General features: G+C 58.0%; 27 protein-coding genes and 1 tRNA gene. 18 read left to right on the top strand and 10 right to left on the bottom strand.

The window, feature by feature from the left end:
* Nucleotide 1: 1 nt before the first annotated feature.
* From MWU54_RS03980 to MWU54_RS03925, 12 genes are all read left to right on the top strand, one after another.
* Complete coding sequence (locus MWU54_RS03980; protein WP_247080914.1) at nt 2–3,079, top strand: glycoside hydrolase family 38 C-terminal domain-containing protein; 3,078 nt, start codon at nt 2–4, stop codon at nt 3,077–3,079.
* Between the two features lie 108 nt (nt 3,080–3,187).
* Nucleotides 3,188–4,045, top strand: coding sequence for a YihY/virulence factor BrkB family protein (locus tag MWU54_RS03975; protein WP_247080913.1), 858 nt, complete (start codon nt 3,188–3,190; stop codon nt 4,043–4,045).
* A gap of 196 nt (nt 4,046–4,241) precedes the next feature.
* On the top strand, nt 4,242–5,114 hold the full coding sequence (locus tag MWU54_RS03970; RefSeq protein ID WP_247080912.1) for a helix-turn-helix domain-containing protein: 873 nt from the start codon (nt 4,242–4,244) through the stop codon (nt 5,112–5,114).
* Between the two features lie 41 nt (nt 5,115–5,155).
* Nucleotides 5,156–5,584, top strand: a complete 429-nt coding sequence (gene mobC, locus MWU54_RS03965) for a plasmid mobilization relaxosome protein MobC (RefSeq protein ID WP_247080911.1) — start codon at nt 5,156–5,158, stop codon at nt 5,582–5,584.
* A complete protein-coding gene (locus tag MWU54_RS03960) occupies nt 5,578–7,101 on the top strand; it encodes a relaxase/mobilization nuclease domain-containing protein (RefSeq protein ID WP_247080910.1) in 1,524 nt (507 codons plus the stop codon). The genes mobC and MWU54_RS03960 overlap by 7 nt, the downstream gene beginning before the upstream one ends.
* Nucleotides 7,102–7,270: 169 nt before the next feature.
* Nucleotides 7,271–7,840 (top strand): hypothetical protein, encoded by a 570-nt coding sequence (locus MWU54_RS03955; protein ID WP_247080909.1) that lies wholly within the window; start codon nt 7,271–7,273, stop codon nt 7,838–7,840.
* A 212-nt stretch (nt 7,841–8,052) separates the two neighbouring features.
* Nucleotides 8,053–8,382: a type II toxin-antitoxin system RelE/ParE family toxin gene (locus MWU54_RS03950; protein ID WP_247080908.1), complete on the top strand. Its 330-nt coding sequence runs from the start codon at nt 8,053–8,055 to the stop codon at nt 8,380–8,382.
* A 1-nt stretch (nt 8,383) separates the two neighbouring features.
* On the top strand, nt 8,384–8,713 hold the full coding sequence (locus MWU54_RS03945) for a transcriptional regulator (RefSeq protein WP_247080907.1): 330 nt from the start codon (nt 8,384–8,386) through the stop codon (nt 8,711–8,713).
* A gap of 60 nt (nt 8,714–8,773) precedes the next feature.
* Nucleotides 8,774–10,375, top strand: a complete 1,602-nt coding sequence (locus tag MWU54_RS03940) for an HTH domain-containing protein (RefSeq protein WP_281495942.1) — start codon at nt 8,774–8,776, stop codon at nt 10,373–10,375.
* Between the two features lie 85 nt (nt 10,376–10,460).
* Nucleotides 10,461–11,000, top strand: a complete 540-nt coding sequence (locus MWU54_RS03935) for a class I SAM-dependent methyltransferase (RefSeq protein ID WP_247080905.1) — start codon at nt 10,461–10,463, stop codon at nt 10,998–11,000.
* 74 nt (nt 11,001–11,074) lie between these two features.
* Nucleotides 11,075–11,833 carry an SIR2 family protein gene (locus MWU54_RS03930; protein WP_247080904.1) on the top strand — a complete coding sequence of 253 codons (759 nt, stop codon included), beginning with the start codon at nt 11,075–11,077 and terminating at the stop codon, nt 11,831–11,833.
* A complete protein-coding gene (locus tag MWU54_RS03925; RefSeq protein WP_247080902.1) occupies nt 11,833–12,477 on the top strand; it encodes a non-canonical purine NTP pyrophosphatase in 645 nt (214 codons plus the stop codon). The genes MWU54_RS03930 and MWU54_RS03925 overlap by 1 nt, the downstream gene beginning before the upstream one ends.
* Nucleotides 12,478–12,546: 69 nt before the next feature.
* Here the strand turns inward: MWU54_RS03925 and MWU54_RS03920 are convergent, their stop codons facing one another.
* Nucleotides 12,547–12,831 (bottom strand): hypothetical protein, encoded by a 285-nt coding sequence (locus MWU54_RS03920; RefSeq protein ID WP_247080901.1) that lies wholly within the window; start codon nt 12,829–12,831, stop codon nt 12,547–12,549.
* 14 nt (nt 12,832–12,845) lie between these two features.
* Complete coding sequence (locus MWU54_RS03915) at nt 12,846–13,250, bottom strand: helix-turn-helix transcriptional regulator (protein ID WP_281495940.1); 405 nt, start codon at nt 13,248–13,250, stop codon at nt 12,846–12,848.
* A 110-nt stretch (nt 13,251–13,360) separates the two neighbouring features.
* Here MWU54_RS03915 and MWU54_RS03910 point away from each other — a divergent pair, with 110 nt between their 5' ends.
* Nucleotides 13,361–13,594 carry a hypothetical protein gene (locus MWU54_RS03910; protein WP_247080897.1) on the top strand — a complete coding sequence of 78 codons (234 nt, stop codon included), beginning with the start codon at nt 13,361–13,363 and terminating at the stop codon, nt 13,592–13,594.
* A 184-nt stretch (nt 13,595–13,778) separates the two neighbouring features.
* Nucleotides 13,779–14,813, top strand: coding sequence for a tyrosine-type recombinase/integrase (locus MWU54_RS03905; protein ID WP_247080896.1), 1,035 nt, complete (start codon nt 13,779–13,781; stop codon nt 14,811–14,813).
* Nucleotides 14,814–14,899: 86 nt separating this feature from the next.
* Here MWU54_RS03905 and MWU54_RS03900 read toward each other — a convergent pair.
* Nucleotides 14,900–14,973: transfer RNA gene (locus tag MWU54_RS03900), tRNA-Cys, on the bottom strand.
* Nucleotides 14,974–15,135: 162 nt separating this feature from the next.
* Here MWU54_RS03900 and MWU54_RS03895 point away from each other — a divergent pair.
* The 3 genes from MWU54_RS03895 (at nt 15,136) to MWU54_RS03885 (ending at nt 18,487) form a co-directional block, all read left to right on the top strand.
* Nucleotides 15,136–15,789, top strand: a complete 654-nt coding sequence (locus tag MWU54_RS03895; RefSeq protein ID WP_247080895.1) for an rRNA adenine N-6-methyltransferase family protein — start codon at nt 15,136–15,138, stop codon at nt 15,787–15,789.
* A 52-nt stretch (nt 15,790–15,841) separates the two neighbouring features.
* A complete protein-coding gene (locus MWU54_RS03890) occupies nt 15,842–17,251 on the top strand; it encodes a TolC family outer membrane protein (RefSeq protein ID WP_247080894.1) in 1,410 nt (469 codons plus the stop codon).
* Between the two features lie 69 nt (nt 17,252–17,320).
* On the top strand, nt 17,321–18,487 hold the full coding sequence (locus MWU54_RS03885; protein WP_247080893.1) for a hypothetical protein: 1,167 nt from the start codon (nt 17,321–17,323) through the stop codon (nt 18,485–18,487).
* A gap of 94 nt (nt 18,488–18,581) precedes the next feature.
* Here MWU54_RS03885 and MWU54_RS03880 read toward each other — a convergent pair whose 3' ends face one another.
* On the bottom strand, nt 18,582–18,905 hold the full coding sequence (locus MWU54_RS03880) for a DUF6280 family protein (RefSeq protein WP_247080892.1): 324 nt from the start codon (nt 18,903–18,905) through the stop codon (nt 18,582–18,584).
* Between the two features lie 214 nt (nt 18,906–19,119).
* On the opposite strand from MWU54_RS03880, the gene efp reads away from it, so the two are divergent.
* The gene (gene efp, locus MWU54_RS03875) at nt 19,120–19,683 is read left to right on the top strand and encodes an elongation factor P (RefSeq protein WP_247080891.1); all 564 of its coding nucleotides are present in this window, start codon (nt 19,120–19,122) and stop codon (nt 19,681–19,683) included.
* Nucleotides 19,684–20,109: 426 nt separating this feature from the next.
* Here the strand turns inward: efp and MWU54_RS03870 are convergent, their stop codons facing one another.
* The 6 genes from MWU54_RS03870 to thrS all read right to left on the bottom strand — a co-directional run bounded on the left by MWU54_RS03870 (nt 20,110) and on the right by thrS (nt 25,650).
* A complete protein-coding gene (locus MWU54_RS03870; RefSeq protein ID WP_247080890.1) occupies nt 20,110–20,856 on the bottom strand; it encodes a folate-binding protein in 747 nt (248 codons plus the stop codon).
* Between the two features lie 60 nt (nt 20,857–20,916).
* Nucleotides 20,917–21,489 carry a DoxX family protein gene (locus tag MWU54_RS03865; protein ID WP_247080888.1) on the bottom strand — a complete coding sequence of 191 codons (573 nt, stop codon included), beginning with the start codon at nt 21,487–21,489 and terminating at the stop codon, nt 20,917–20,919.
* A gap of 12 nt (nt 21,490–21,501) precedes the next feature.
* Nucleotides 21,502–22,233: a DNA-binding domain-containing protein gene (locus MWU54_RS03860; RefSeq protein WP_247080886.1), complete on the bottom strand. Its 732-nt coding sequence runs from the start codon at nt 22,231–22,233 to the stop codon at nt 21,502–21,504.
* Nucleotides 22,230–23,087: a DUF692 domain-containing protein gene (locus MWU54_RS03855; protein WP_247080885.1), complete on the bottom strand. Its 858-nt coding sequence runs from the start codon at nt 23,085–23,087 to the stop codon at nt 22,230–22,232. The genes MWU54_RS03860 and MWU54_RS03855 overlap by 4 nt, the downstream gene beginning before the upstream one ends.
* An 82-nt stretch (nt 23,088–23,169) precedes the next feature.
* Nucleotides 23,170–23,472, bottom strand: a complete 303-nt coding sequence (locus tag MWU54_RS03850; RefSeq protein ID WP_247080884.1) for a DUF2282 domain-containing protein — start codon at nt 23,470–23,472, stop codon at nt 23,170–23,172.
* Nucleotides 23,473–23,703: 231 nt separating this feature from the next.
* On the bottom strand, nt 23,704–25,650 hold the full coding sequence (gene thrS, locus MWU54_RS03845; RefSeq protein WP_247080883.1) for a threonine--tRNA ligase: 1,947 nt from the start codon (nt 25,648–25,650) through the stop codon (nt 23,704–23,706).
* Nucleotides 25,651–25,824 lie beyond the last annotated feature (174 nt).

Below are 25,824 nucleotides of genomic sequence, written 5' to 3'. Positions count from 1 at the left end.
AGTGGCCGCAACTCATCACCAATGGCGCCTGACCAAAGACAAGATCGGCGCGCGGTTGAAACTGATTGCCCCGATGGTGCATCGGCGGACCGAACGGGTGCCGCCGTTCAAGCTGGTGTCGCTGCCGTCGGCCCGCGTCGATGCCGCGCGTTGCCATGATCCCGACGGGATCGAGGCGATCCCGCATGACAGCTACTGGGGGCATGCGGACCTCAACTTTGTCATGACCAGCAATTTCGCTGTGCCGCCGGATTGGGATGCGTCCCATCTCGCGCTGCATCTGCCGCTTGGCGTGCTGGGGGATATCTTCAACCATCCCGAAGCGCTTGTGTATATCGACCGTCTGCCCGTGGCGTCGGCGGATCGCTATCACCACACGATCCCGCTGGACCCCGCGCTGGCGGATGGGGCCGAGCATCTTGTGTCCCTGCATGGCTGGACCGGTCTGGCCGGCTGGCCCCCCGATCCCGACCACAAGGCCAAGCTCTTCATGGGCAAACCGGCGCTGGTCGAACGCTGTCCCGAGACCGTGGCCTTTCTGCGCACCGCCACCGCCGCCTTTGACACGCTGGGGGTGTTGGGGGTGCACACACCCGAAGGCGCGGGGCTTCTGGACGCGCTGAACGACGCGTTTCAGGCGTTGGACACCCGCGACCCGATGGCCGAGGGGTTTTATGCCTCTGTGCCCGAGGCGCTGCAATTGCTGAAAGCGGGCATTGCCGACGCGGGCGCGCCGCTCGACATAACGCTGCACGGCATTGGCCATGCCCATATGGACATCGCGTATCTGTGGACGATTGACCAGATCCGCCTGAAAAACGCACGTACCTATTCCAACGTCCTGCGTCTGATGGACCGCGACCCGGAGTTCCGGTTCAGCCATTCGCAACCGGCGCTTTATGACATGATGGCGCAGGATTACCCCGACATGTTCGAACGCATCAAAGCCCGCGTCGCCGAAGGGCGATGGGAGGTGATGGGCGGCATGTGGGTCGAGCCGGACCTGAACATTCCGGGCGGCGAGGCGCTGGTGCGGCAGCTCACCCTAGGGCGCGATTACTTCAAACAAGTCTTCGGCGACGTGGAAACGCCGGTATTGTGGTTGCCCGATACGTTCGGGTTTCCCGGGCAGATCCCGCAATTGATGAAACTTGCGGGGCTGGACTGGTTTGTCACCAACAAGCTGAACTGGAACCAGATCAACCGCGTCCCGTGGTCCAGCCACATCTGGGAAGGCATCGACGGCAGCCAGGTCATAGCGCATATCCTGACCACCCCGCGCGAGGTGCAGTATCTGCCCTTCCCGACGAATTACAAAAGCGATCTCAGCGCGGCAGAGGTGATGGGCACGCTGACCCACGCAACCGGCGATCTGAAAGACAATCTGCCGATCTGCTATGGTTACGGCGATGGCGGGGGCGGTCCAACCGAAGACCTGTTGGCCAAGGCCCACGCCTATGCGGCGATGCCCGGCATGCCCAAGCTGAAAATGAGCACGGTGCGCGCCGCCATGACCGAGATCGCCCGCACGCGCGACACGATGCCGATCTGGCGCGGCGAACACTACATGGAAGGCCATCGCGGCGTCTTTACCTCTCAGGCCTGGATCAAACGCGCCAACCGCAAAGCCGAGGCGGCGCTGCACGAGGCCGAGGCGCTCGCCGTCATGGCGGGTATCGTTCCGAACCTGACGGATGCGTGGAAACTGCTGTGCCTGAACCAGTTCCACGACATTGTCACCGGCACCTCCATCGGCGCGGTCTATGCCGATGCCCAACAGGATTTCCACGCCATCTTCAGCGCCGTCGAGGATGCTGCAGAAAGCGCGGCACGCCGCCTGTCCGGACCGGACCCAACGGTCCTGAGCACGCTGCCCACATGTGGTGACCGGGTGGTCGAGGCCGACATCCACGCCGACCTGCCGCACCAGGTCACGGAAGAGGGCGCGCTTTACCTGTTGCGCGACGTGCCCAGCTATTCGCAAACACCCTTGTCCTCAGCCAGCCTGCCAGACGCGCCAGCGGTTGCGCAGATGCGGGACGGGTTCGCGGTGCTGGAAAACGAATTCCTGCGCGTTGACGTCTTGCCGACCGGGGCGCTGTCGAGCGTGATGGACAAGGCGACCGGGCGCGAAATCCTTGCGCCGGGTGCGTTGGGCAACGAGCTTCAGGTCTTTGAAGATCGCCCGATCTGCTGGGACGCATGGGATATCGATCCGCATATCGAAGACCGGCAAGAGGTGATTGCGACATCCCCGAACATCGAGCTGATCGAAAGCGGCCCCATTCGCGCCGCGTTGCGCGTGGTGCATCAGTGGCGGCGCAGCACCGTCACCCAGACAATCCGGATGACCGCCGGGTCGCGGCGCATCGACTTCGACACAGAGGTGGACTGGCACGAAACCCACACCTTGCTGAAAGCCGCGTTCCCGGTGGCAATCTCGGCGCCCAAGGCGCAGTTCGACATTCAATGGGGCACGATCGAACGGGCAACCTCGCGCGATACGGCATTTGACGCCGCGCGGTTCGAAGTGCCGGCGCAGAAATGGGCGCAGCTGGCCGATCCGGGCGGGGCGGTCGCGGTGTTGAACGATTGCAAATACGGCTATGACATCCACCGCAACACCATCCGCGTGACGCTGATCAAAAGCGCCACCTCTCCGGATCCGCAGGCCGATCAGGGGCATCACCGCTTCACCTATGCGCTGCTCCCCTATGACGGGGCCGACCGCGCGGTGCTGGATCACGCCGCCTATGATCTGAACCTGCCGGTCCGGGTGACCCGCCCCCGCGCCAATGGCGATGCCGGGCAGGCCGCGCCATTCGTGATTTGTGACACACCGGGGGTGCTGATCGAAACGCTGGTCCCATCCAACGCAGGCGCCTCGTTCGACCTGCGCCTGTTCGAAGCCCAGGGCGAAGCGCGCCGCGTCGCGCTCGTGTTCCAGGACCCTCCCTCCGCCGTGCAAAAACAGGATTTCTTTGGACAGAACACACCGGGCCGGGTGCACCATGCCGGAAACCACGTCACACTCGACATCGCACCGTTCGAGATCGTGACACTCAGGATCACCCGCTGATCACGCGGCCCCGTCCGCAAATCCGTGCCGGACAACAGCTTGACTTCGCCACAGCGGCTTCGTCTTCTGATCGTCTGGTGACCGGGAATGAAAAGGCGGCAAGGGCGCGTGTTTGAACATATCACAAGGCGGCTGCAAACGGGGCCGGTGGGGTTGGCGTGGCGTGTCATCTCAAAGCAAGCGTCGCTGAACCTTGCCCTGATCGCGGCAGGCATCGCGTTTTACGCGCTGCTGTCGCTGTTTCCGGCAATCACCTCTGCGGTTGCTCTGGCCGGGTTCTTTCTGCAGCCCGAAATGCTGGTCAACAACAGCGAAGACATCGCCGGGATGCTGCCGGACGCCGCGGCCGAGATCGTGATCGGACAGTTGCGCGCGGTGGCCGAGACAGACAATTCCGCGCTCAGCTTTGCCGCGATTCTTGCCCTGATCGTGGCGGTCTATTCGGCTTCAAGAGCGGTTGCGAACTTTATCGTCGGTCTCAACGTGATCTACGCGCGGGAAGAGACCCGTGGTTTCTTCGTCGTCAAGGCGCTGACCATTCTGCTGACACTTGTGATCATCGTTGGATTGTTGCTGGCCATCAGCATCGTCGCGGCCTTGCCCGTGATCGCGTCCGTTTTCGGAAGCATCGGCTGGCTCGGGGACCTGGTGCTCTACCTGCGCTGGCCGATCCTGTTCCTCATGGCCGCCACCGGAATCGCGATCCTGTACCGGTACGGGCCGGACCGCAAACAGGTCAGCGGCCCCTGGCTGACACCCGGCGCCTTGATCGCCTGCGGCTCATGGGTCGCGGTCAGCTACGGATTCAGCGTCTATGTCCAGTCGTTTGCGTCCTACAACGAAACCTTCGGCGCGCTCGGCGGAGTGATCGTGTTGCTGACCTGGCTGTGGCTCTCGGCCTTCGCAGTCCTCTTCGGCGCCCTGATCGACGCCGAACGCGGCCCCATTGATGCGCACACCCCATAACGCCCAAACGCAATCCCGCGCGGGCAATTTCATCAATTTGGGTGATGGAGGCGAGTACCGGAATCGAACCGGTGTACACGGATTTGCAATCCAGTGTATTACGCCACAAAAACAATCCCTTAGGGCCAGAAAAGTATCAGGACTTTTGTCGAACATCTTGTGAACCTGATACCCGTGTTTTGGCAGGCTCAAAGCTATGAGCGGAATGGCGTTGATCTGGGCTGCGAACGTCAAAGGCCTCAAGCCAGCCGCCAAGATCGTGCTGATCCAACTGGCGGACTTCCACAATAAAGAGACGGGCCAGTGCAACCCAAGCGCACAGCGCTTGGCGGACGAATGCGAGATGGGCCGCGCAACGCTGTTTCGGCACATGACCACCTTAGAGCAATGCGGCCTTGTCACGCGTCATGCTCGTGGTGACGGCGATGGCGGACGCGGGTCTAATCAGTATGAGCTGCACCTCGATATCAGCCTTGGCCCTAGTTCGCATCCGAAGGGTGGGGGCAGGGGGCCCAATGGGGTTGAGTCCCAAAACGAGACGGGGGGAAACGTCTCAAAAAAACGGGGGAAAAGTCTCAACGGTGAGACGGGGGTAGTCTCAAATCGGGACAGGAACCTTACCATTGAACCTGTTAAAGAACCTCCTTCGCGCGAGCGCGAGGCGGTGGAGGCTGAGATGATTTTGAAGGCGTATCCGCCCGACCGGCTGCGGGGCAAAGCAGTCTGCCTTGCCCAGATCGAAGGGACCATGAAGGAAGGGATCAGGCCGGAGGACTTACTGCAAGCCGTCCAAGCCTACGCCACCGACAGCGCTGGCTTCACCCGCTCCAAGGTCTGCTTTTCCGACAACTGGTTCCAGTCGCGGCGGTGGCAGGCCTATGTCGAGAAGCAAGCGGCAGACCGCGAAAAGACAGCAACGCTGCAAGCCGATCACCACGCTCGGCTAGCCTGCTGGATCAGTGATCGCAGCCCGATGTGCAAACACATAACGGGCACCCAAGTGACGGCGTTGCTCGCCTCAAAGATGGTGACGCAGGCCCAAATCCAAGCCGCAGGCCTCAGATCATGACCGCAACCGATCCCACCGAAGAGCAAACAGCAAGGCGACCCATGTCATACGCTGGCGCTGTTGACACGGGACCTTGCGAGGGGCGGCAAGCCTCCCCTTCGAACCCCACTGGCGCGGGAAAAGCCCGCACCAAAGAGCCGCTGACCGAAACGTTCGTTTTTCGGTGCACCGCCGCAGAGAAGGCCCAATTGCGCGCCAAGGCCGAGGCCGCTGGTCTGCCCGCTGCGACCCTGCTGCGCGAGGCGCTTGGCCTGACCGAGGCCCGCCGTCGCAAACCCATCCCCCGCGTCGATCCCGCGCTGGTGCTGGCCGTCGGGCGCATCGGCGGCAATCTCAACCAGATCGCTCGCTGGCTGAACCGCGCGATGCAGGTGGGCCGCGTTGACCTCGACGCGCTCACCGTTGCCCGCCGCCTGCTGACCATCGAGCGCCAGCTTGCACAGATCATCGAGGCCGCGCGCCGATGCTGATCAAGTTCTTCCGCAACGGCAAAGGCGCGGGCGCTGGTCCGGTCGGTTACCTCGTCGCGGACAAGGTGCTGGCCTACGACGACAACCGCGACCTGATCCGCGATGCCGACAGCCAGCCGATGACGGTCACACGCGAACCACTGCCCGAGGTCCTGCGCGGTAATCCCGACCGCACCGAAGCGCTCATCGACGCCAGCCGCCACCAGTGGACTTACCGCGCGGGCGTGATCAGCTTTGCCGCCGAGGATGCACCGACCGAGGAACAGCAGGCCGAGGTCATGGACAGCTTCGAGCGTCTGGCCTTCGCGGGGCTGGACCCGACGCAATATGACGTGCTCTGGGTCCGACATACCCACGAAGACCGCGTCGAGCTCCACTTCTGCACACCGCGCTTGGAACTGACCTCGGGCCGCAGCCTGAACATCGCGCCGCCCGGTTACGAGAAGGCCTTCGATAGTCTGCGCAACGTGATGAACCAGCGCCACAAGTGGGCCGATCCGATGGAGCTGGAGCGCACCCAAGAGGTTCGCGACACCATCGAGACCCCAACCCGCGCGCAAGGCCGTGATGAGCTGCACGCGTGGATTCTGGATCAGGTCAGCGTAGGCCTGATCACCGACCGCGCCAGCATGTTCGACGCCCTTACCAACGCGGGTTTTGATATCCCGCGCGCGGGCAAGGCCTACCTGACCGCACAAGACCCCGACACCGGCGAGCGCTGGCGTTTGAAAGGAGAGATTTTCCATGAAGACTGGCAAGCCGACACGGCTGAGCGAGAAACTGAACGCGGAACTGGACACGATCCGGCAGGACTACGCCGCCTCGATGACATCCCAGCTGGAGAGCTTCAGGACCGATTTGAACAGCATTGCAATGGGCGCGCAGCGTACAATCGAGATCGATACCCGCACCTTTCTGCGACAGAACAAGAGCTGGCTGACGATCTCGCCCTGGCTGATCACGGGGACGTTCTTGGCGGGGATCGTCTCGATGATGGCCGCGAGCTTGCTTTGGACGCTGATGTTGGCCAGCTCAGAGATGACGGACTTGGGCCTGACGCGGATCGACAGGGAGGACGGGACCTGGCTGGTGCTGGACCCGACCAAGACGCGCCTGAGGACCTGTACACTGGGCGGCAGATCAGTGACCTGCATCAAGATCGAGGAGAACTAGATGACGACACCCCCGACAGCCTTGGAACGCGACTTGCTCGCCTGCGTCGAGCGGTTGGTGACGGCCTGCGAAGTCTCAGCAAAGGAATTGAGCGGGTTAGAGGCACGCTCGACGAAGGGGATGCAGAGCCAGATCGATGGATTAGCCGCCTGCGTGTCGGTGCTCATTCAATCGCAAGTGGCGTCCGTGGCTGCGTTGCACGGCTTGCTGAGCGAGGGCTCGAATTACGGGAATCTGCGGAGGCAACTCGAGACCAGCTTGAAATTAGTGAAAGCCGCCGAAGAGAGGTTGAAACTGAGCTAGAAGAGCGGGAGGTCGAGATGGATCGAGGGCTGACGCATTAGGGGCAGTTAAGATCACTAGTGTTGTTAACGTCAGGTTTGAAAATAGCTACTTGCCGTAGGCTGTCAAAATCAGTGGTCTTCATCTGCTACATCAACCAATACAGAACTCTGTCCATTTGAAAAACTCTTGAACAACGCCCATATATTTTAAACACATTGGAGGAAGTAAATGGAGCTAGTCATTGGCGGTGCAGCAGCTGCAGTAGCGCTATGCGCTCTGGCTGTTTCAGTAATGAATACCTTTTACATGCGGCAACACAATAAACAGTCAGTCATGCCGTTGCTTGATCTTGATATGCGTAAAATACGGTCAAATCAGGAGGATGTAACTTACTATGGGGTTTACCTAAAGAACAATGGTACTGGCCCAGCGATCATTAAGGATTTTAACCTAACATATGGCGGCTTTGACATAGGCGATCCCAGAGCCATCGAACTTCTACGAGAAGACACCCAATCTTTCTTGGGCGAGCCACAAAACAACCTACCCACTTTTCTATCGGTTTTGAAACATGATGAGGTAATCGCCGCCGGCGAAGGAAGGATTCTCTTTGGAGTGTCGTTTGACGGTACTGGCCGTCGCACTTTTCAGTTTCAAGACACCATGTGCTTCAAGACAGAATGTACAATAGAGACCGTTAGCGTTTACGGTGACAAAAAGCGGCTAACTTTGGAAGGTGCGAAGGCCGCTTTTGCCCGAGCGCGAGAAAGCGCTGCTAAACCTTCTAACCAAACGTAAGCCCTCGCCGAAAACAGTTGTTCTGTTCTGCCACCTTTAATGCGTTATCGGAAAAAACCGATGTGGAACAACGCTTTGACTAACTTTTCTGTGCTTCTTTCTGCGCGTATTCTCCTTTTTTGGCTATGGAGGGTCGAACGGTGCAATTTATGACGCTTTATGGGATGGAAGGCGATTGACAATTGGTAACGTATATGTCACCAATGGCTGCAATGAATAAGCTTGTTGTCTATGTCACTGAGGCGGGGAAAACACCGTTCGACGATTGGTTCGATGGTCTGGATACGGCGGCGGCACTGAAGGTGCGAACGGCGCTTGCACGGATCGAGACCGGAAACCTTGGCGACGTGAAGCCAGTGGGCCAAGGCGTGTCAGAGCGGCGCATCACCTTCGGCCCCGGCTACCGCGTCTACTTTGGTAAAGACGGCGATACGCTTGTGATCCTGCTCTGTGGAGGGACCAAAAAGCGCCAATCGAAAGACATCGAGCAGGCAAAAGCATATTGGGACGACTACAAGGCCCGCAAAGAGAAAGGCGACTGACATGCCACTGACGAAAGACTTCAAAGACACGATCAAAGCCCGCGCTGAGCGCGATCCCGAGTTTCGGGCAGGGTTGTTCCGCGAAGCCATCGAGGCGATGCTCAGCGACGATCTGGAGACCGGCAAGGTGCTTTTGCGCGATTACGTCAACGCCACGGTGGGGTTCGAGGCTCTGGCTCAAGACATGGACAAAGACCCCAAAAGCTTGATGCGGATGCTCAGCGCTAAAGGAAACCCGCGCGCTGATAATTTGTTGGCGATGGTCTCGAGGTTGAAGCAGCGCGAAGGCATGGCTTTTACACTGACACAGGATAACGGACTTAACGCATGAACGCGGCCTTCAAGCAGCTAACGCCTGAGCATACAAAGCAACCATTTCTTTGGAATAAATTTGACTGGAAAACCGACATACCTTTGGGCTGCTGAGCAGATAATTCGATCACAAAATAGGCCAATGCGAGTGCAAGATATTATTGCGCAAGCACAAGAGGCTGGGTTGTTTTCCGATGAAATGTTCAGTCGAACACCGCAAAAATCAATGCAGGCTCGCCTCAGTATGGAGATCGTCAACAATGGTGACGAGTCCATTTTTGTACGCACAGGAAAGGGCGTATTCTTTTTGCGAGCTCTGTTGACTGAGGGTAGCGGAAGCCAGCTCGAAGATGGATCACTTACGCTGAAGCCGACAGGGGAGCTTAAACCATATCGAGCGAAGCCTAGGCGACCGCGACAAACAAAGGAAAACGTTCTCGTCATACCTAGTGCGGCCTGTCGAGAAATTATGAATTTTCAGGGTCTTAGGCAAGAAACTGAGCCCCATCTCGAAAAACTGATTCACAGTAATGTCAAGCACATCGCGAGAACGACCGCTGAGGAAACGGAAGAGTTTAAACAGGTAATTACTTACGTACTCATAACTCATAAAAAGCACGTTTTGTCTTTCAGGCGTGGTCGATTTAACAGGGCTGCGCAGTTCCTTCGGGGAAGTTTGTGCATTGGTTTTGGAGGCCACGTAACAGATGAAGATTATTCACTTTTTACCGGTGAGGACTTCGGGATTCGCGCAAACGCAGTCAGAGAGCTGACGGAGGAAATCAAGGTTGATGGGCTAGACTCGGCCATTCAAGCGGAACAGCTGCGTTTTCTGGGCCTGATAAATGACAATTCCACTTCATTGGGGCGCAAGCATCTTGCCGTAGTTTATCAATACGAAGTCCCTAGTAGTGACTGGGACAAGTGGTTGGAAGTCTCGAAACATGAGCTATCGATTAATGAACTTCGATGGATCAATACGGAAACCGATTCCGTTAACCTTGTTGAGTTTGAATACTGGTCACAGCTTTGTTGGCGAACTCTGTCGCCTGAAATGGTAGAAGCTCAAGCTGAGTTCCGTATTTTTCGAAAAAAGCCTTTCCAGGCACCGCACATTTTGGTGGTAGTTGGGGGAATTGGGTCCGGAAAATCCTCCGCCACTGACATTCTCGAAGAGAAGTTTGGATACAGCAAAGTCAACAGCGGTCGAGTCCTCGCCAAACTCATGGGGATTCCCGCAGTACCCACAACACCTCGGAAGGAGTTTCAGGAGAGTGCCTGGGATTTTATCAATCAAGAAACTGGGCCAGAAAAATTAGCCAATGCGCTCTTTACGGCAGCCGTTTCGCTTGGTGAAAAGCGTGTGATTGTTGACGGAATCCGACAGCAGTCCACGTTAGAGGCCTTACGAACAAAGGCGGACGGAGCACTGGCGCTATTGTATGTCTACGCAACGCCAGACTTGGCTCTGCGGCTCTACTGTCAAAGAGAGCATTTGGATGAAACTGAACATGAGGCCATTTTCTTTGACGCCATTGGGGCTGAGGTGGAATCTGATGTGAGTGTCATGATGAATGATGCTGACGCGGTGATTTATAATTGGTCGGGAGAGGCTAATTATGAAAGGGCTATTTCCTCAATGGCCAACATTCTGGGTTTGAAGCCGATAGAAAAGGACTAAGTATTTGAACATTTACGATGGTGGATATGACGATGGATATCGTGCTTGCCCTTGTTTTTGGGGGAAAGAGCCTAGCAGTTTAGTTATGAAATTTCTTGAAGAAAATAAGGTGGAAGGCAGCAGGATTTTGGATGCTGGTTGCGGTGAGGGGAAAAACGCTGTTGCCCTTGCAAAGTTGGGGGCCGACGTCACCGCAATAGATTGCTCTGAAGTTGCCCTCCATAATGCACAAAACGCGTTTGGCGGCAATAGCGTGCATTGGCAGTGCTCTGATGTTCGAAACCTTGAGGCAGGAGTGAAGCCGTTCGATGTAGTGGTTGCTTATGGGTTGTTGCACTGCATGCCGTCCGCAGATGAGATAGCATCATTAGTGCACCGTCTGCAGGAATTAACAGAAGTAGATGGTTGGAACATCATCTGCGCATTTAATGATCGACAACATGACCTGTCTGCGCATCCCGGTTTCGATCCATGTCTGATACCACATTCGGCGTACCTGAGGCACTATCAAGGTTGGGAGGTCACTTTCAGTAGTGACGAAGATCTGCATGAAACCCATCCGCACAACAATATCCCGCATGTGCATTCGATGACGAGGCTTATCGCAAGAAAGGTCAAAAGATGACGCAATGCCCGGAAGACCTTCGAAGATTGTATCAAGAGGGGCGTGTCATCCCTTTTCTTGGAGCCGGAACATCGATGGCTGTGAGTTGGGAAGATGGCGGCGTCACAAAGCGGGGCCCGTCGTGGGGACAACTTGTTGATCAAGCAGCTAGGCTTGTTGGTGCAAATGAGCCGTCTTTACTAAGGATGCGCGGTTCTGACCTTCAAATTCTTGAATATGTGAAGTCCAAAAAAGACGGCATGCAGCCTCTCATCAACTGGCTCAACAAGAATATGGAGCCGCCTGATACGGCCTTATTGTCATCAAGGATTCATGGCGCATTGGCAGGTCTCGAAAACTGCAATCTTTTTTATACTACAAACTACGACGATTTTCTCGAGCGGGCCCTTCATTTGTCCAATCGAGAGGTTGTGACAGTCTCCTCAGAACACGAACTAAGCCAGTCGCTGCACCAAAAGACGCAAGTTGTGAAGTTCCACGGCGATTTCAATCGACCTGAAGCTATGGTGCTTACCGAGTCAGATTATGATCGAAGAATGATGTTCGAAGATGCGCTGGACCTCAAAATGCGTTCGGACGTTCTGGGAAAAGTGATCCTTTTCATTGGATACAGCTTTAATGATGCAAATGTTGCTTACTTGTTTAGACGATTGAACGATGTTTTCGGTAAACTTCCACAGTCTTTCGTCGGCAAGAGGGCATACATAGCGTATTCTAATCCATCAGATTTTGAACGGCGCTTGTTTCACGCAAGAGACATTGAGGTCATCTCAATCGATGGAAATCAACGAGAAGAGGACATTGCGGGCCTTTTGGAGGGGATGGCAAGCTGATGAAAAAGACTTGTGTCAAATATGCGACCCAGAGCAGCTTCAAGCAACAAGAAGTGAAACAGATCATTCTATCCACGAAGCTCAGTAACCGTTTCGGAGCCGAAGTGAATGCCAATGATCATTTCGAGGTGATGTTCCCCAAGGTCTCCACAAATGAGCCGTTAGAACGCGACCTTGAAGCAATGGTGCGCCACAAGGCCATTTCGGCGTATCAGCGTATACTGGAACCTTGTATTGTTGAACATGCTGGCTTGATCCTCGAGAGCTACAGCAAAAAGAGTTATCCCGGCGGCCTTACGCAACCGATGTGGGATGCTCTAGGAGCCGAGGGATTTCTTAGCAGTGTAACTTGGGCTGGGGAAAAGGTGACAGCGAGGGCAGTGGTCGGCTACTGTGATGGTATGAACGTTAACACGTTTGTCGGTGAAACCAGCGGAAAGTTTTCCCACACACCACAAGGCTCGCGCGAATTTTATTGGGACACCGTGTTCATTCCCGATACTGGCGACGGACGAACCTACGCTGAAATTTCTGCTGGAGAAGGCGGTCTTATAAATAAAGTTGAGCTGTCTCAGTCTAGGAAGGCCATGGTAAAGTGTCTTGAATTTATGCTGCGACAGGACCCAATTATGTTCCCGCGGTAGTTCCAGTTCAATTTACTAGGAGACAGTACCATCCTCGCCCGGGACTGCTAAGCTGCGATTAACCGACTTCTAACCTTCAAAAATTGACAAGTGTTTCCGCCTATGCTTCATCAAAATCCGCAGGAATTTCTGTGCGGTTAGGATGGCCATCGGGCCGAGTACGACCAGCGCGAGGTAAAGGGACCGCGCGATGTCCCAATCGGGCTGACTTGATGTCGCAATCATTCCAGTGCCGCCGACCAAGAGCGAAATCGCGCCTGCTACGCCGATCTGGCGGGCGAAGGTGAAGACCTCCTGGTCGCAAGGGTCCAAGTCGGACTTGGTGGATTTCAGCGGCTGATATGTGTCGGTCATAGGGGTTCTCCCGGTTAAAGCGTGTCAAAGTAGTGGCTGGCCACCTGTGCGGGTGTTTCGCCGGTCTGCGCAGATTGCGCGGCGACAAAGCCGATTATCTTTCCAATCTTGGCGATGGGCAGATGCGTTCCTCGCCCGTCAGCCTCGGACAAAACAGCTATCGCGCAAGCCTCAGCCAGTTCGGGATCGTCGCTCTTATGGACCTTGCCGCGCCCTGTGAGCAGCCATTCAAGAGTGACGCTGAATGCCTCGCTTATCTTGACGGCCGCTAGGGCCGGTAGTTCGCGCTTTTCTTGCTCGTAATACTTGTATGTCCGATCTGACACATCGATGGCCGCAGCCATGACCGGTTGGGTCAGATCGTTATTCTTGCGAATTTCTCGGAGGCGAAGGCCTATTCCAGATAAGTCCGTTGACAAGATGCACCTTGAGTTACTAAAAGTGTATAAAGCTGCACTTATGGTGAGTTGTGAGCAATTCTGTTCACTCTTGCAGTGTTTTCAACTGAAATCCAACGGAAAGGTGAAACGTGACCAAACTTCTCGAAACACCAAAGGAGCTGGCCGAGCGAGTAGGTCTGCCTGTGACCAATATCCGATATCTGATCCGCGAGGACATGTTGGACCATATCTTTACCGCGCCTGGACAGCGTAACCCCAAGATTCCGAGCGGCGCTTGGGAGAAGTATGTGTCTCAGTTCACGGTCAAAGCGCAAAAGGGTGCGTTGCGCAAAGCGGGTGAAGAAGTGGGGGCGGACAAATGACGCGCCACACCCCCATTATGGCCAGCGAGACGACCGCCGCGCGGTTGCTCGATTTGCGCACGAACGAATTCAAAGCTTTGGTCGATAAAGGCCACCTACCGCCGGGGCATGAAATTGCGCCCGGCGTTGTTCGTTGGGATACTGAGACGCTTAAGCGAATTTCAGGTGGGGATGTGACAGGATTATGGGATCAAATTCAGTGGTAGGCCGACGCAAGAAGTACCTTTGGCAGCATCCGTCCGGCCGTTGGTATGTGCGCAAGAGCGTCAACGGCAAGATGTTCTATCTGGGGCGGATTACGGCGGAGGAAGGCACGGCTGAGTTCGATCAGCAGTATTGGGAGATTGTCAGCGGGAAGAAAGCGGTCGCAAAGACATCATGGGGAGCTTTAATTGATGCGCTGCGCGAGACAGACAAATGGGCGGGCTATTCCCCCCGTTACCGCAACGACCTTGAGCAAGTCTTTGAATATTTGATTGAAAAGATAGGGCGGGCGGATGTGGCACGCCTCACCCAAGCCGACATATACGATGCGATGGAGAAGAACCGGCATCGCGTCCGGTTTGCCAACTACATCCCGACTGCGATCAGCATGCTATCCAAGCTGGCGATCCGCAGGCGCTGGCGCAAAGACAATCCTGCGATTGATATCGAGCCGCTCAGAGTTCCCAAGGACCGCCAGAAGCCGCATTTGCCTTGGACAGATCGGGCGGTGGAAAAGATGCGGAAAGAGGGCGAACACTTGCCCCGTTTGATTTTTGAGATCGGCGTGGGCAGTGTGCAACGCCCTGGTGACTGGGTGGACTTCCAATGGGGCGACTATGACGGCGACACCCTCAAGCTGCGCCAGAATAAGACTGACACAGCGCTTTCGTTGCCCTGCACAATTGCGCTCAAGGCTGCGCTGGATGGCGCGAAAGCTGATCTGGGGTTCGCGCCGCATCCATCGCGCCACATTCTGACCCGCGCTGATGGGTCGAAGATGGACTATCATGCGATGGCCCGCGTCATGGTGCGCGAGCGTAAGCGTTTAGACCTAATGGCCTATGATCAGCACGCGCTGCGTTATCGCGGCGTCATGGAATTGGCATGGGCGGGCTGCACAGACGATGAAATCGCCAGCTACAGCGGCCACACATCCAAAGCGATGATCATCAAATATGCGGGGGAGGCGCGGCAAATCATGCGGGCGCGGCAGGCAGCGGCAAAGCGCAAATGAACCCGAACAGAACAGGCACAGAACGTGAAACTGATACCAGAGGTGATACCCAATGAGCAGAAATATTCATAACCCATTGATTTTATTGGAGGCGAGTACCGGAATCGAACCGGTGTACACGGATTTGCAATCCGCTGCGTCACCACTCCGCCAACTCGCCAGAGTGGCGTGCTGCTTAGGATGTCGCGGGCGGCGCGTCAAGCGGTTATCATGAACTTGCCTGCGCGCGTCATGTGGCAGTATTTCGCGCGTTCTGCGCATTGCTGTACGCGGCCAGCTATGGCAGAAGTCCAGCAGACAACTGAACGAATGAGTTTAGGACATGAGCGACTTTGCTGCCCGCCGGACGATGATGGTCGACACCCAGGTGCGTCCGTCTGATGTGACCAAGTTTCCGATCATTGAGGCCATGCTGACGGTTCCGCGTGAACTGTTTGTCCCGACCGAACAGATCGAAGCGGCCTATGTCAGCGACAATATCGAGATTGCGGAGAACCGCGTGATTCTCGAACCGCGGACATTTGCAAAGCTTCTTGATGCGCTGAACATCGAAGGCGATGAGCTGGTGCTGGATATCGGCGCGGGCTATGGCTATTCGTCAGCGGTTGTGGCGCGGATGGCGGAAGCGGTGATCGCGGTCGAGGAAGACGCGGCGCTGGCCGCTGAGGCGCAGACCATCCTGATGGAACAGAATGCCGACAACGTGGTTGTGCATGCCGGACCCCTGACCGAGGGCGCGCCGGATCATGGCCCCTATGACGTCATCCTGGTGCAGGGCGGCGTTGCCGAAGTGCCTGCAAATATTCTGGCCCAACTCAAAGAAGGGGGGCGTATCGGGTGTGTCTTTATGGAAGACGCACTAGGTGTTGTGCGAATCGGCTATAAAATCGATGGTGACATTTCCTGGCGGTATGCGTTCAACGCGTCTGCGCCGGTTGTGCCGGGCTTCGCGAAACAGGCGGCATTTGCTCTGTAATCTGCGGCGCCACACAACGGTATTTACGTCACGGGTCTTGGGGGACGCAGACATGGCAAAACGGATGAGAGCGACCGCATTGGCGCTTGCGATTGGCGTCGGACTGGCAGCAGGTGTCGCCAAGGCCGAGACGCTGGCGGATGCGATGATCGGTGCCTACAACTCCAGCGGGTTGCTTGAGCAGAACCGTGCGGTCCTGCGGGCTGCAGACGAAGACGTGGCGCAGGCGGTGTCGACGCTGCGGCCCGTGATTTCGTGGTCTGCCGACGCGACGCGTCAGTTCGGAACCACCCGCAGTGGATCCACCAGCGGCACCATCGTGGACACGGTGTCCAACACGGTGTCGGCCAGCCTGATTGCCGAGCTGACGCTTTTTGACAACGGTCAGAACCAGCTTGCGATCGAAACCACGAAAGAGGCCGTGCTTGGCACACGGCAGCAATTGATCAGCATTGAGCAGCAGGTGCTGTTATCCGCGGTCGAAGCGTTCATGGAAGTGCGTCGCGCAACCGAGAATGTCGCCTTGCGCCAGAACAACGTGCGCCTGATCACGCAGGAACTGCGCGCCGCGCGGGAACGGTTCGAAGTCGGTGAAGTGACCCGGACGGATACGTCCCTGGCCGAAGCCCGTCTTGCCGCCGCCCGCAGCCAGCTTGCCGCGGCCGAAGGCGCGCTGACTGTCGCCCGCGAACAGTATCTTGCCATTGTGGGGCGTCTGCCCGGCAATTTGCAGCCCCCGCGCAGCCTGCCGAACCTGCCGGGATCGGTGGACGCGGGCAAGGCGATTGCCGTGCGCGAACATCCTCAGGTCTTGTCGGTGCAACATCAGGTGGCTGCGGCCGAACTGAGCATTCTGCGGGCGCAGGCGGCCATGAAACCGACCGTGCGTCTGGCCGGGCGCTTGACGGTGACGGAAAGCACCAACAGCGACAGCTTCACGCGGGGTGGCTCCATCGGGGTCGAAGCGGGCGGGCCGATCTACCAGGGCGGGCGGCTCAGTTCGATCGTGCGCCAGTCGATGGCCAACCGGGATGCGTCGCGGGGCCAGTTGCACCAGGTGATCGACCAGACCGCGCAGGCCGTGGGCAACGCCTACGCACAATTGCGCATCGCGCGCGCCAGCCTCGAATCAAGCGAGCGTCAGGTTCGTGCGGCCACGGTTGCGTTCCGCGGCGTGCGCGAAGAGGCCGCCCTTGGCGCGCGCACCACGCTTGACGTTCTGAACGCCGAGCAGGAATTGCTGAATGCGCGATCTGCCCGGATTTCCGCGCAGGTCGACGAGAACATCGCCGCGTACCGCGTTTTGTCTACCTTGGGGCGTCTGACAGCGACCGATCTGCGGCTTAACGTTCAGCAATATGACCCGGTGAGCTATTACAACCTGGTCAAGGACTCGCCCGCGCAGAAAAGCAAGCAAGGCCAGCAGCTTGATCGTGTTCTGAAGTCACTAGGAAAAAACTAAGTTTTTCCGCATCTGTTGTGTGACTCGGTTTGTCGCGTTACCTTTGCGCAGAGGTAGCAGTGGTGAACCATGTCTGATCCCGTGACAAACGTGGAAATTGAGGACGTTCTGTCGTCAATCCGCAAACTCGTGGCCGAGGAATCGCGGACAGCGCCTGCTGTGCGCAAACCGGCAGAGCCTGAGCGTCTTGTGCTGACGCCGGCACAGCGTGTGAAGGAACCACCCAAACCAGCCGAACCAGCCGAACCTGTTGTTCTCTCCAACCGCATTGATGAGGCTGCGCCAGCGCCCAAGCCGGTTGCGGAACGGCCCATTGACGACATTCCCGGAGATGCACGGCTGGCCGAATATGGCGACGTCGAGGGCGCGTTTCCGGATATCGACGTATTCGAGGCGCAGCATGCAGAGGAAACGCCGGAAGACACATCATTGGACACGGCTGAAGAGCCGGTATCAGAGATGCATGACCGCGTTGAACTGGGCCGCATGATTGAACAGGAAGTGGCGGCGGCCTTGGCAGTGGGGCAACCGGAGTCCGATGAGGATGCTGAGGGGGACGCGGATGAGGAGATCGCGTCGTTCCACGATTCCGATGACGACATTGATTGGGACGCGCTGGAACTTCCGGAGGATCCGTCCGAGCCTGAGCCAGATCCTGAGATAGCGGGCGAAGACACGGACATGACCGCCACTGATGAGGCCCTCGCAGAAGAAGACAGCGCAGAGGTCTTTGCCAGTGCCGAACCTGAACAGCCTCCACAAACGCTCGAAGACAAGGTTGCCGCACTTGGACGGCTGGTTGCGCGGGATACCGGGGAGTTCGAGGAAGAACGCGATGCCCCGATTGAGGCCGCAGAAACGGTCACTCCTGATCCGGTCGCGTGGCTTCCCGAGGCGGATCATGCTGCACCTGCAGCACATATGGATCCGCGTGACGTGGCGTCAGCTTCTGACGCAGATATGTCGTCAGACCCGGCGCAGCCCGCAGATCAGGGCGATGCGCCATTTCTGGCCGATGACCCACAGGACGACATGTCCGAAAACCAACCCGACGCGCTGACGGACCCATCCCAAAGCGCGGCGTTTCAGATTGATGAAGACGAGCTGCGCGCGTTGGTCGGCGATATTGTGCGACAGGAATTGCAGGGTGCGTTGGGGGAACGCATCACGCGCAACGTGCGCAAGCTGGTGCGCCGCGAAATCCATCGCATGTTGATTTCGCAAGAATTGGAATAGCGGTCCGATCCCCGCCAATCTGGCGGATCTCAACCGGTAGACACAAAAAAGCGCGCCTTGAATGGGCGCGCTTTTTTGTTTGAAGAACAGGATGTTACGCGGCTTCTGCCTGTTGGGCAGCTGCATTGCGGCGCTCGCTTTCCTCGCGCGACAGCGCAACGGAGGTGCGAACACCTTTACCCACGAATTCCATCAAGCCCGACACAACCCGCTCATTGGGGTCGATACCGGCACAGCTCAGCACTTCGCGTCCATCACGCGAGCGCGCCCAGCGTGCAATCTGCTCTGGCCCGTTTCCGTATTTCTTGTCGTCTGCAATCGCATCGTCCAATGCGGCCAGGACCACAGCAGCAAAAAGCTTGCGTGCGCGATTACCTTGCTCCGCGTTGAAAGCGGTACCGTCAACGAAATCCTTCATGATCCGTCCTGTGATTATTGGTCTTGTCTTTTTCGGCGTGAGGCCCGTTATGACGCATTCCAGACGATTCGGATACCCTAGATTTGCATACCTTTTATGCGAATTCTGCATAGCTTGCTGCAGGTGCATACGATATCTGGTCGGCTGGACAGCCTCACGTCACCCAGATATAGGGGCCTCCAAAGTTCGATCAACCTTTTGTCAAAGTTTTGCCATGCCCAAAATCAACGGAAACGAGATTCGCCCCGGCAACGTGCTGGAACACAATGACGGCCTTTGGGCCGCAGTGAAAGTTGACCACGTCAAACCCGGGAAGGGCGGGGCGTTTGCACAGGTCGAAATGAAGAACCTGCGCAACGGGTCCAAGCTCAACGAACGCTTCCGCTCAGCCGACAAGGTCGAACGTGTGCGCCTTGAGCAAAAGGACATGCAATTCCTTTACGAATCCGACGGCATGTTGGTGTTCATGGACACGGAAACCTACGATCAGGTCGAACTGCCCGCCGACATCCTTGGCGAACGCCGCCCGTTCCTGCAGGACGGTATGACCATCGTTGTCGAATTTTATGAAAGCGAAGCCCTGAACGCGACGTTGCCGCAAAAGGTGACGTGCCAGGTGACCGAGACCGAGCCGGTCGTCAAAGGCCAGACAGCCGCCAACAGCTTCAAACCCGCGATCCTCGACAATGGCGTCAAGGTCATGGTGCCGCCCTTCGTGGGCCAGGACGAGATGATCGTGGTGAACACCGAAACCATGGAATATTCCGAACGCGCCTGACGTCAAAGTCCGGGCCAAGCCCGTTCGAACGGGCTTAATGCGCTTTCGAAAGCGCATCCCCCGAGCCTTCAAAGGCTCGGCCAAGACCTTTCGAAAGGTCTTGGCACCGCGCGCTGCATTTGCGCCTTGTTAACACGACACGCGGCATACCCCCGCCCACAAAGCGCTTTGAGCGGGAAGGGTCACTCCCATGCCGCGACTTATGATGATGCTTCTCTCATCTGCCGGAAGGCTGACCATGAGAGACCGGTCTCCGTACAGGCTTGGGTCACCCCCAGGTACAGGTCGCCCGTTGAACCGGGGATATATGAGAGAACAGTCACCGAAACGGGGCGGCGCCGCTTCTTCTCTGGAACATAAACGCTTCGGCCAGAACCGCGGCACAGGATCACCAAAACGGCGTACCGGCCCTGTCCCGGCAGCGCCTCACTCGGCTGTGGGCGCGTCCCATGTGACACGCGCTGTGCCGGCCTGCATCTCATCCCCGGCCCGATCGAACCGCAGATAGGCCAGACCCTTGCCATCGGCTTGGGTGAACAGCGTCCCGGCCGGTTTGTCGCCGACCGTGATCTCTGTCCCCACGGGGGCGGTGCCCTCGACATCGACCTGTGCCAGACCTTTGCGCAGCACAGTCTTGTGCTTCATCCGCGCGACAACCTCTTGGCCGACAAAGCAGCCCTTCTTGAAATCGACCCCGTTCAGACGTTCGAACCCCATTTCAAGAATGTAGGACTCCGGCGTCAGTTCCACACCGCTTTCCGGCACACCAGCGGCCACGCGCACCGCGCTCCAATCGACATCTGCATCCCCCGGCTGACCATCATAACCGCGCCAGCCCATCGCCGGATCACGGGGATCGGCGAACGCGCCAGCAGGGGGCGTGCCCAGACCGCGTGTGACATGCCGGTCGGTCTCTTCAATCTCCACTGCAGAGCGCAGTTTATACATCGTCAGCGCCTGTTTGATGCCGGGGGCCAGCGCGCTGGCGATATCCAGAAGAACCGCGTCGCCGTCGGGCACCATGAAAAAATCAGCCCGGTATTTTCCCTGTGGGGTCAGCATCGCCGCGTAAACCAACCCTTGGTCGAGTTTTACGACATCGTTTGTCACCAGCCCTTGCAGGAAATCCCGCGCATCTGGTCCGCTGATCTTGAGGATGGTGCGATCTGACATGGCCGGTTCCCCTGTTGCCCTGCGCTTGGAGATAACCGTCCCGGCGCAGGGTGCAAGGGGTCAGGCGTTTGCGGTGTCACCCAGGATCTGCCGCGACAGGATGCGGTCCAGCGACAGCGCCCCGGCGCCCTTGATCACCAGCGTCACGAAGATCAGCATCCAGAACGCACGCTGATCCAGGATTACGCTGTCCGGCACGCGATCAAACCACGCCCCCAGCGTTTCCGCATGAGCGATGCCGCCATGGCCGTAAAGGTCGGTCAGGCTTTGCACGACCACAAACCCGATCATGCCAAGCGCGGCCAGCCGCGTGAACAGACCGATTACAATCAGCAGGGGAAGGATGAATTCCGCCCACGTGCCTGCGACAACCACCAGCCAGTGAAAGATGCCAAGCTGGGACACATCATAAACAACGGCCTCCATCTGCTTGGGGAAAATCTGCGCATAGGCCCCTGTGGAGGGGACGAAGATCCCAAGGATCCCGTCACCCAGCTTGGTCATGGCCGAGGCCCAGAAATAGCCCAGCAGCGTCGCGGCGAAAACAAACCGGGCCAGTAGCGGGACAACCCCGTCCAGCGACCGTTCGATGGCAGAGAAGATGGCGGTGTGCAGGGAGGTCAGGCGGTCCATGGGTGTGGCTTTCTAGGTAAGGTCAATGATCGCATGATGCGTAAGAAGCGTGCTGAGCAGGGTGCCCAGATCGAAGGTTTCAGGTGCCGCGTCCAATGCGGTGCCGAACGGTGTCCCGTTCTGAAGGGCCATCAGGACCTCCGCAGCCCCGGCGCCAAGAACAACGGGCTCGGGGTCAAATTCCGCACGCAGGATCAGCGTGTCTTCGGCAGTACCCTGGGGCTTGTCACCGCCGCGCAGCGTGTAGTGCCAGATGGACCCGGCGGGCCATTGTGACCTAAGCAGGATCATCGACGGGGCAAAGGTGAACCGGGTCTGCAGCAAGGTCTCTTCGTCCAGCGCCTGCAATGCGGTGGGGTCAATGCCCGTGCTGTCAGCCGCGTGATAGCTCTGGCGCATGGCGACGTCGATGCGGGCCACATCGGCAAGATAGGGCAGGTGTTTCAGCTGCTCCAAACCGCCGATAAAGGCAGGCAATTCAGCGCCGTAATGCATCATCAGCGGCGATGTGGGGGGAGATTGCCGCAGATAGGCGCGGGCCACGTGATCAAAGTTTTCGCGGCCGATCAGGCTGACGATTGACGGGAACCCTTCGGCCAAAGCGTCGCGCAGGGACACGGTGACGTTGTTGCGGTACACGCCGTAGCGGCGACCGGCCGGGCGGTTTTGTCCGTCACTCAGACCCTCTGGGATCGCAACCTCCGGGTTCAAAAGCCCCGCGTGAAATCTGTCTTGCGAGATCATGCCAACACACGGGTCAGCGCGGTATCGGCGCGACGGGCTTCTTGGGCCAGCACGGGCCAGTCGGGCACATCCGTGTCCCATTCGACCAGCACGGGCTTGGGGCCGGATTTGGCAAGTGTGTCGTCCAGCAGCGCCCAGACCGGGTCCACCACTTCGCGCCCGTGGCTGTCGATCAGCAACGGTGCGCCATGATCATCTTGGTCCTCATCATGGCCGCCAAGGTGGATTTCGCCAACAGCTTCAAGCGGATAGGCATCGATATAGCCGTGCGGAGAGTAGTCGAGATTGGTGGCCGACACGAACACGTTGTTCACATCCAGAAGCAGGCCACAGCCGGTGCGGCGGACCAGTTCACGCAGGAAATCGGTCTCGGAATAGGTGCTTTCGTCAAAAGCCAGATAGGAGGACGGGTTCTCAAGCAGCATCTTGCGGCCCAGCACCTCTTGCACCTCGTCGATGTGATCCGCGACGCGGGTGAGCGTGGCGTCGGTATAGGGCAGGGGCAGCAGATCGTTCAGGAAGTGGCTGTCATGGGTGGACCAGGCCAGATGTTCGGAAAAGCTGGCGGGGTTGAGCCAGCCGACCAGATGTTTCAATCGCGCAAGATGGTCCGGATCAAGGCGGGTTTCCCCGCCGATCGACAGGCCAACGCCGTGCACCGAAATGGGGAACCGGTCTGCCAGAACGCGCAGCTGCGCGAGGGGCCGACCACCATCGCCCATGTAGTTTTCGGCGTGGATTTCTAACCAGCCCACCGGGCCGGGATCGTTCAAAATGTCGATAAAATGCTGCGCCTTGTAGCCGACGCCCGGTGCGCTGGGCAGATGGGGGAAGCTCTGAGTTGCATCGGGCATCGGTCTGATCCTTGAGCGTGTGCCGGGCTGAAGCCCGGCCTACGAGGGTGGGGTAGGCCGGGCATTTGCCCGGCATCCCGTCTTAGCTGGGCAGGTCGCGGTTCAGTTCTTCCAGCGATCCGACCCGCTCTGTTCCGTCAGCCATTGCGGGCAGTTCGATTTCGGTGCAGGTGCCCGCGTCGACCAATGTCCAGGCGTTGCCCTGATAATCCACGGTGGACGTGCCGGCGCAGGTTGTACCGGGGCCTGCGGCGCAGTCGTTCTGACCGGCAAGCGAAATGCCAAAGCACTTTTCCTTGGACTGCGCGGTGGCTGTTGTTGTGTGTGCGGCAAGGCTTGCGGCGACAGCACCAACAATTGCGACGGATTTGAGAGTTTTGGACATGGGATGTGATCCTTTTGGTTTTGCTAACGTAAATTCGTCTGAACGACGCGGTTGCGACGTCGATGACCCTAGCATGCCCTGCGACGCGGCGTCGCGCTACTCACGGCGATGTGCATCACGCGGGCGTGAGACGGGGTGAGGGAATTGCGGCTTTGCCCGGGGATAGTCGCAGAAAAACAAAGGGCCTCGTAACAATACGAGGCCCCGTGTCGTGTGTTTCATGTCGCTTTGTTACAGCAAGTCAGGCGGTGTCGCCTCTTTTCCAAGGGCGCTCACGATCTCTGTCATGGATGTAACATGCGTCTGCTTTTCACCCAGCCGCCGCACCGTGACGGTTTTTTCTTCAACTTCTCGGTGCCCGATGGCAAGGATCACAGGGACTTTGCCAAGCGAATGCTCGCGGACCTTGTAGTTGATCTTTTCGTTGCGGATGTCGGCCTCGGCCCGCACGCCGGCCTTGGTCAGCTCTGCCACCACCTCGTGCACATAGTCATCCGCCTCGGATACGATAGAGGCGACGACCACCTGACGCGGGGCCAGCCAGAAGGGCAGTTTGCCTGCATGCTCTTCGATCAGGATGCCGATGAAGCGCTCGAACGACCCGAGGGTTGCGCGGTGCAACATCACAGGGCGGTGTTTTGCGCCGTCTTGGCCCACATAGGTGGCATCCAGCCGTTCGGGCAGCACGAAATCCACCTGCAACGTGCCGCACTGCCAGTCGCGGCCAATCGCGTCCGTCAGCACAAACTCCAGTTTCGGTCCGTAAAACGCCCCTTCGCCCGGGTTCAGCTCGAACTCGCAACCTGCGGCAGTCGTGGCCGCCTTGAGGGCGTCTTCGGATTTGTCCCAGACCTCATCCGATCCGGCGCGGGTGTCCGGACGGTCGGAGAACTTGACCTTGAAGTCTTCAAAGCCGAGGTCGCGGTAGATTTCTGATAGGAAGTCGATAAAGCGTTTTGTTTCATCTTCGATCTGGTCCTCTCTACAGAAAATATGAGCGTCATCCTGGGTAAACCCGCGCACGCGCATGATGCCGTGCAGGGCCCCAGAGGGTTCATATCTATTGCACGACCCGAATTCGGCCATACGCAAGGGAAGATCGCGGTAAGATTTTAATCCCTGGTTAAAAATCTGGACGTGACAGGGACAATTCATCGGTTTGAGCGCATTGACCGCTTTTTCCCGCGCGTGTTCCTCGTCCACTTCGACGATGAACATGTGCTCCTGGTACTTCTCCCAATGCCCCGAGGCTTCCCACAATTTGCGGTCCACCACCTGCGGGGTGTTCACCTCAACATAGCCGCCCTTGGTCTGCTGGCGGCGCATGTAGTCTTGTAGCATGGTGTAGATGCGCCAGCCGTTCGGGTGCCAGAACACCTGACCGGGGGCCTCTTCCTGCATGTGAAAGAGGTCCATTTCCTTCCCCAGACGCCGGTGATCGCGCTTGTCGGCCTCTTCGAGGAAGGTCAGGTACTGTTTCAGATCATTGCGGCTCTTGAACGCCACGCCGTAGATGCGTTGCAGCATCGGGCGGGTGTTGTCGCCAAGGAAATATGCGGCAGAGACGTTCATCAGCTTGAACGCATCGGCGGGGACTTGTCCGGTGTGCTGCAGGTGCGGACCCCGGCACAGATCCATCCAGTCGCCATGCCAGTACATGCGGATGTCTTCGCCTTCGGGGATCTTGTCGAGGATTTCGACCTTATAGGGCTCGTTGTTGTCGGTGTAATACTGGCGCACCTTGTCGCGCGACCACAGTTCGGTGCGCACGGCGTCGCGGGCGTTGATGATCTCTTTCATCCGCTTTTCGATCGCGCCGAGGTCTTCGGGGGTGAAGGGTTCCTTGCGGTCAAAATCGTAGAACCAGCCATTGTCGCGCACCGGGCCGATGGTGACTTTGACGTCCGGCCAGATTTCCTGCACGGCGCGCGCCATGATGTGCGCGAGGTCATGGCGGATCAGTTCGAGCGCGGGTTCATCGTCTTGCAGCGTGTTGATCGCAATCGACGCGTCCGCCGGGATCGGCCATTGCAGGTCCCAGTGCTGGTCGTTGACGGTGGCAGAGATGGCTTTCTTGGAGAGCGACTTGGAAATGCTTTCGGCAACCTCTGCAGGGGTCACACCTGCATCGTAGTCGCGTTTGTTGCCGTCAGGAAAGGTCAGGGAAATCTGGCTCATGGCCGATGCTCCTCGTCAGTTTGGCGCCCACGGAACGCCCGGTTGCGGGTTATGTTGTGTGCGCGGCTTTTGGCAGGCGCGGTGCGGGGCGTCAAGATGTGCCGGAGCATGCAGCGCGGTTAGATCGGACCTGTTGGCCCTGTGCCCACGTCATTTGCGGCTGGTATACAACTG

This window comes from Marivita sp. S6314 (assembly GCF_023015985.1).
In the GTDB taxonomy this organism is placed as follows: domain Bacteria; phylum Pseudomonadota; class Alphaproteobacteria; order Rhodobacterales; family Rhodobacteraceae; genus Marivita.
The sequence above is the reverse complement of the archived record's forward strand: the minus strand, read 5'-3'. Positions and strand labels throughout refer to the sequence as shown.

Coding starts and splice junctions, on each gene's coding strand:
- MWU54_RS03970 (WP_247080912.1), top strand. CDS start 4,242: ATGAGCGGAATGGCGTTGATCTGGGCTGCGAACGTCAAAGGCCTCAAG.
- mobC (WP_247080911.1), top strand. CDS start 5,156: ATGTCATACGCTGGCGCTGTTGACACGGGACCTTGCGAGGGGCGGCAA.
- MWU54_RS03960 (WP_247080910.1), top strand. CDS start 5,578: ATGCTGATCAAGTTCTTCCGCAACGGCAAAGGCGCGGGCGCTGGTCCG.
- MWU54_RS03955 (WP_247080909.1), top strand. CDS start 7,271: ATGGAGCTAGTCATTGGCGGTGCAGCAGCTGCAGTAGCGCTATGCGCT.
- MWU54_RS03950 (WP_247080908.1), top strand. CDS start 8,053: ATGAATAAGCTTGTTGTCTATGTCACTGAGGCGGGGAAAACACCGTTC.
- MWU54_RS03945 (WP_247080907.1), top strand. CDS start 8,384: ATGCCACTGACGAAAGACTTCAAAGACACGATCAAAGCCCGCGCTGAG.
- MWU54_RS03935 (WP_247080905.1), top strand. CDS start 10,461: ATGAAATTTCTTGAAGAAAATAAGGTGGAAGGCAGCAGGATTTTGGAT.
- MWU54_RS03930 (WP_247080904.1), top strand. CDS start 11,075: ATGGCTGTGAGTTGGGAAGATGGCGGCGTCACAAAGCGGGGCCCGTCG.
- MWU54_RS03925 (WP_247080902.1), top strand. CDS start 11,833: ATGAAAAAGACTTGTGTCAAATATGCGACCCAGAGCAGCTTCAAGCAA.
- MWU54_RS03920 (WP_247080901.1), bottom strand. CDS start 12,831: ATGACCGACACATATCAGCCGCTGAAATCCACCAAGTCCGACTTGGAC.
- MWU54_RS03905 (WP_247080896.1), top strand. CDS start 13,779: ATGGGATCAAATTCAGTGGTAGGCCGACGCAAGAAGTACCTTTGGCAG.
- MWU54_RS03895 (WP_247080895.1), top strand. CDS start 15,136: ATGAGCGACTTTGCTGCCCGCCGGACGATGATGGTCGACACCCAGGTG.
- MWU54_RS03890 (WP_247080894.1), top strand. CDS start 15,842: ATGGCAAAACGGATGAGAGCGACCGCATTGGCGCTTGCGATTGGCGTC.
- MWU54_RS03885 (WP_247080893.1), top strand. CDS start 17,321: ATGTCTGATCCCGTGACAAACGTGGAAATTGAGGACGTTCTGTCGTCA.
- MWU54_RS03880 (WP_247080892.1), bottom strand. CDS start 18,905: ATGAAGGATTTCGTTGACGGTACCGCTTTCAACGCGGAGCAAGGTAAT.
- efp (WP_247080891.1), top strand. CDS start 19,120: ATGCCCAAAATCAACGGAAACGAGATTCGCCCCGGCAACGTGCTGGAA.
- MWU54_RS03870 (WP_247080890.1), bottom strand. CDS start 20,856: ATGTCAGATCGCACCATCCTCAAGATCAGCGGACCAGATGCGCGGGAT.
- MWU54_RS03865 (WP_247080888.1), bottom strand. CDS start 21,489: ATGGACCGCCTGACCTCCCTGCACACCGCCATCTTCTCTGCCATCGAA.
- MWU54_RS03860 (WP_247080886.1), bottom strand. CDS start 22,233: ATGATCTCGCAAGACAGATTTCACGCGGGGCTTTTGAACCCGGAGGTT.
- MWU54_RS03855 (WP_247080885.1), bottom strand. CDS start 23,087: ATGCCCGATGCAACTCAGAGCTTCCCCCATCTGCCCAGCGCACCGGGC.
- MWU54_RS03850 (WP_247080884.1), bottom strand. CDS start 23,472: ATGTCCAAAACTCTCAAATCCGTCGCAATTGTTGGTGCTGTCGCCGCA.
- thrS (WP_247080883.1), bottom strand. CDS start 25,650: ATGAGCCAGATTTCCCTGACCTTTCCTGACGGCAACAAACGCGACTAC.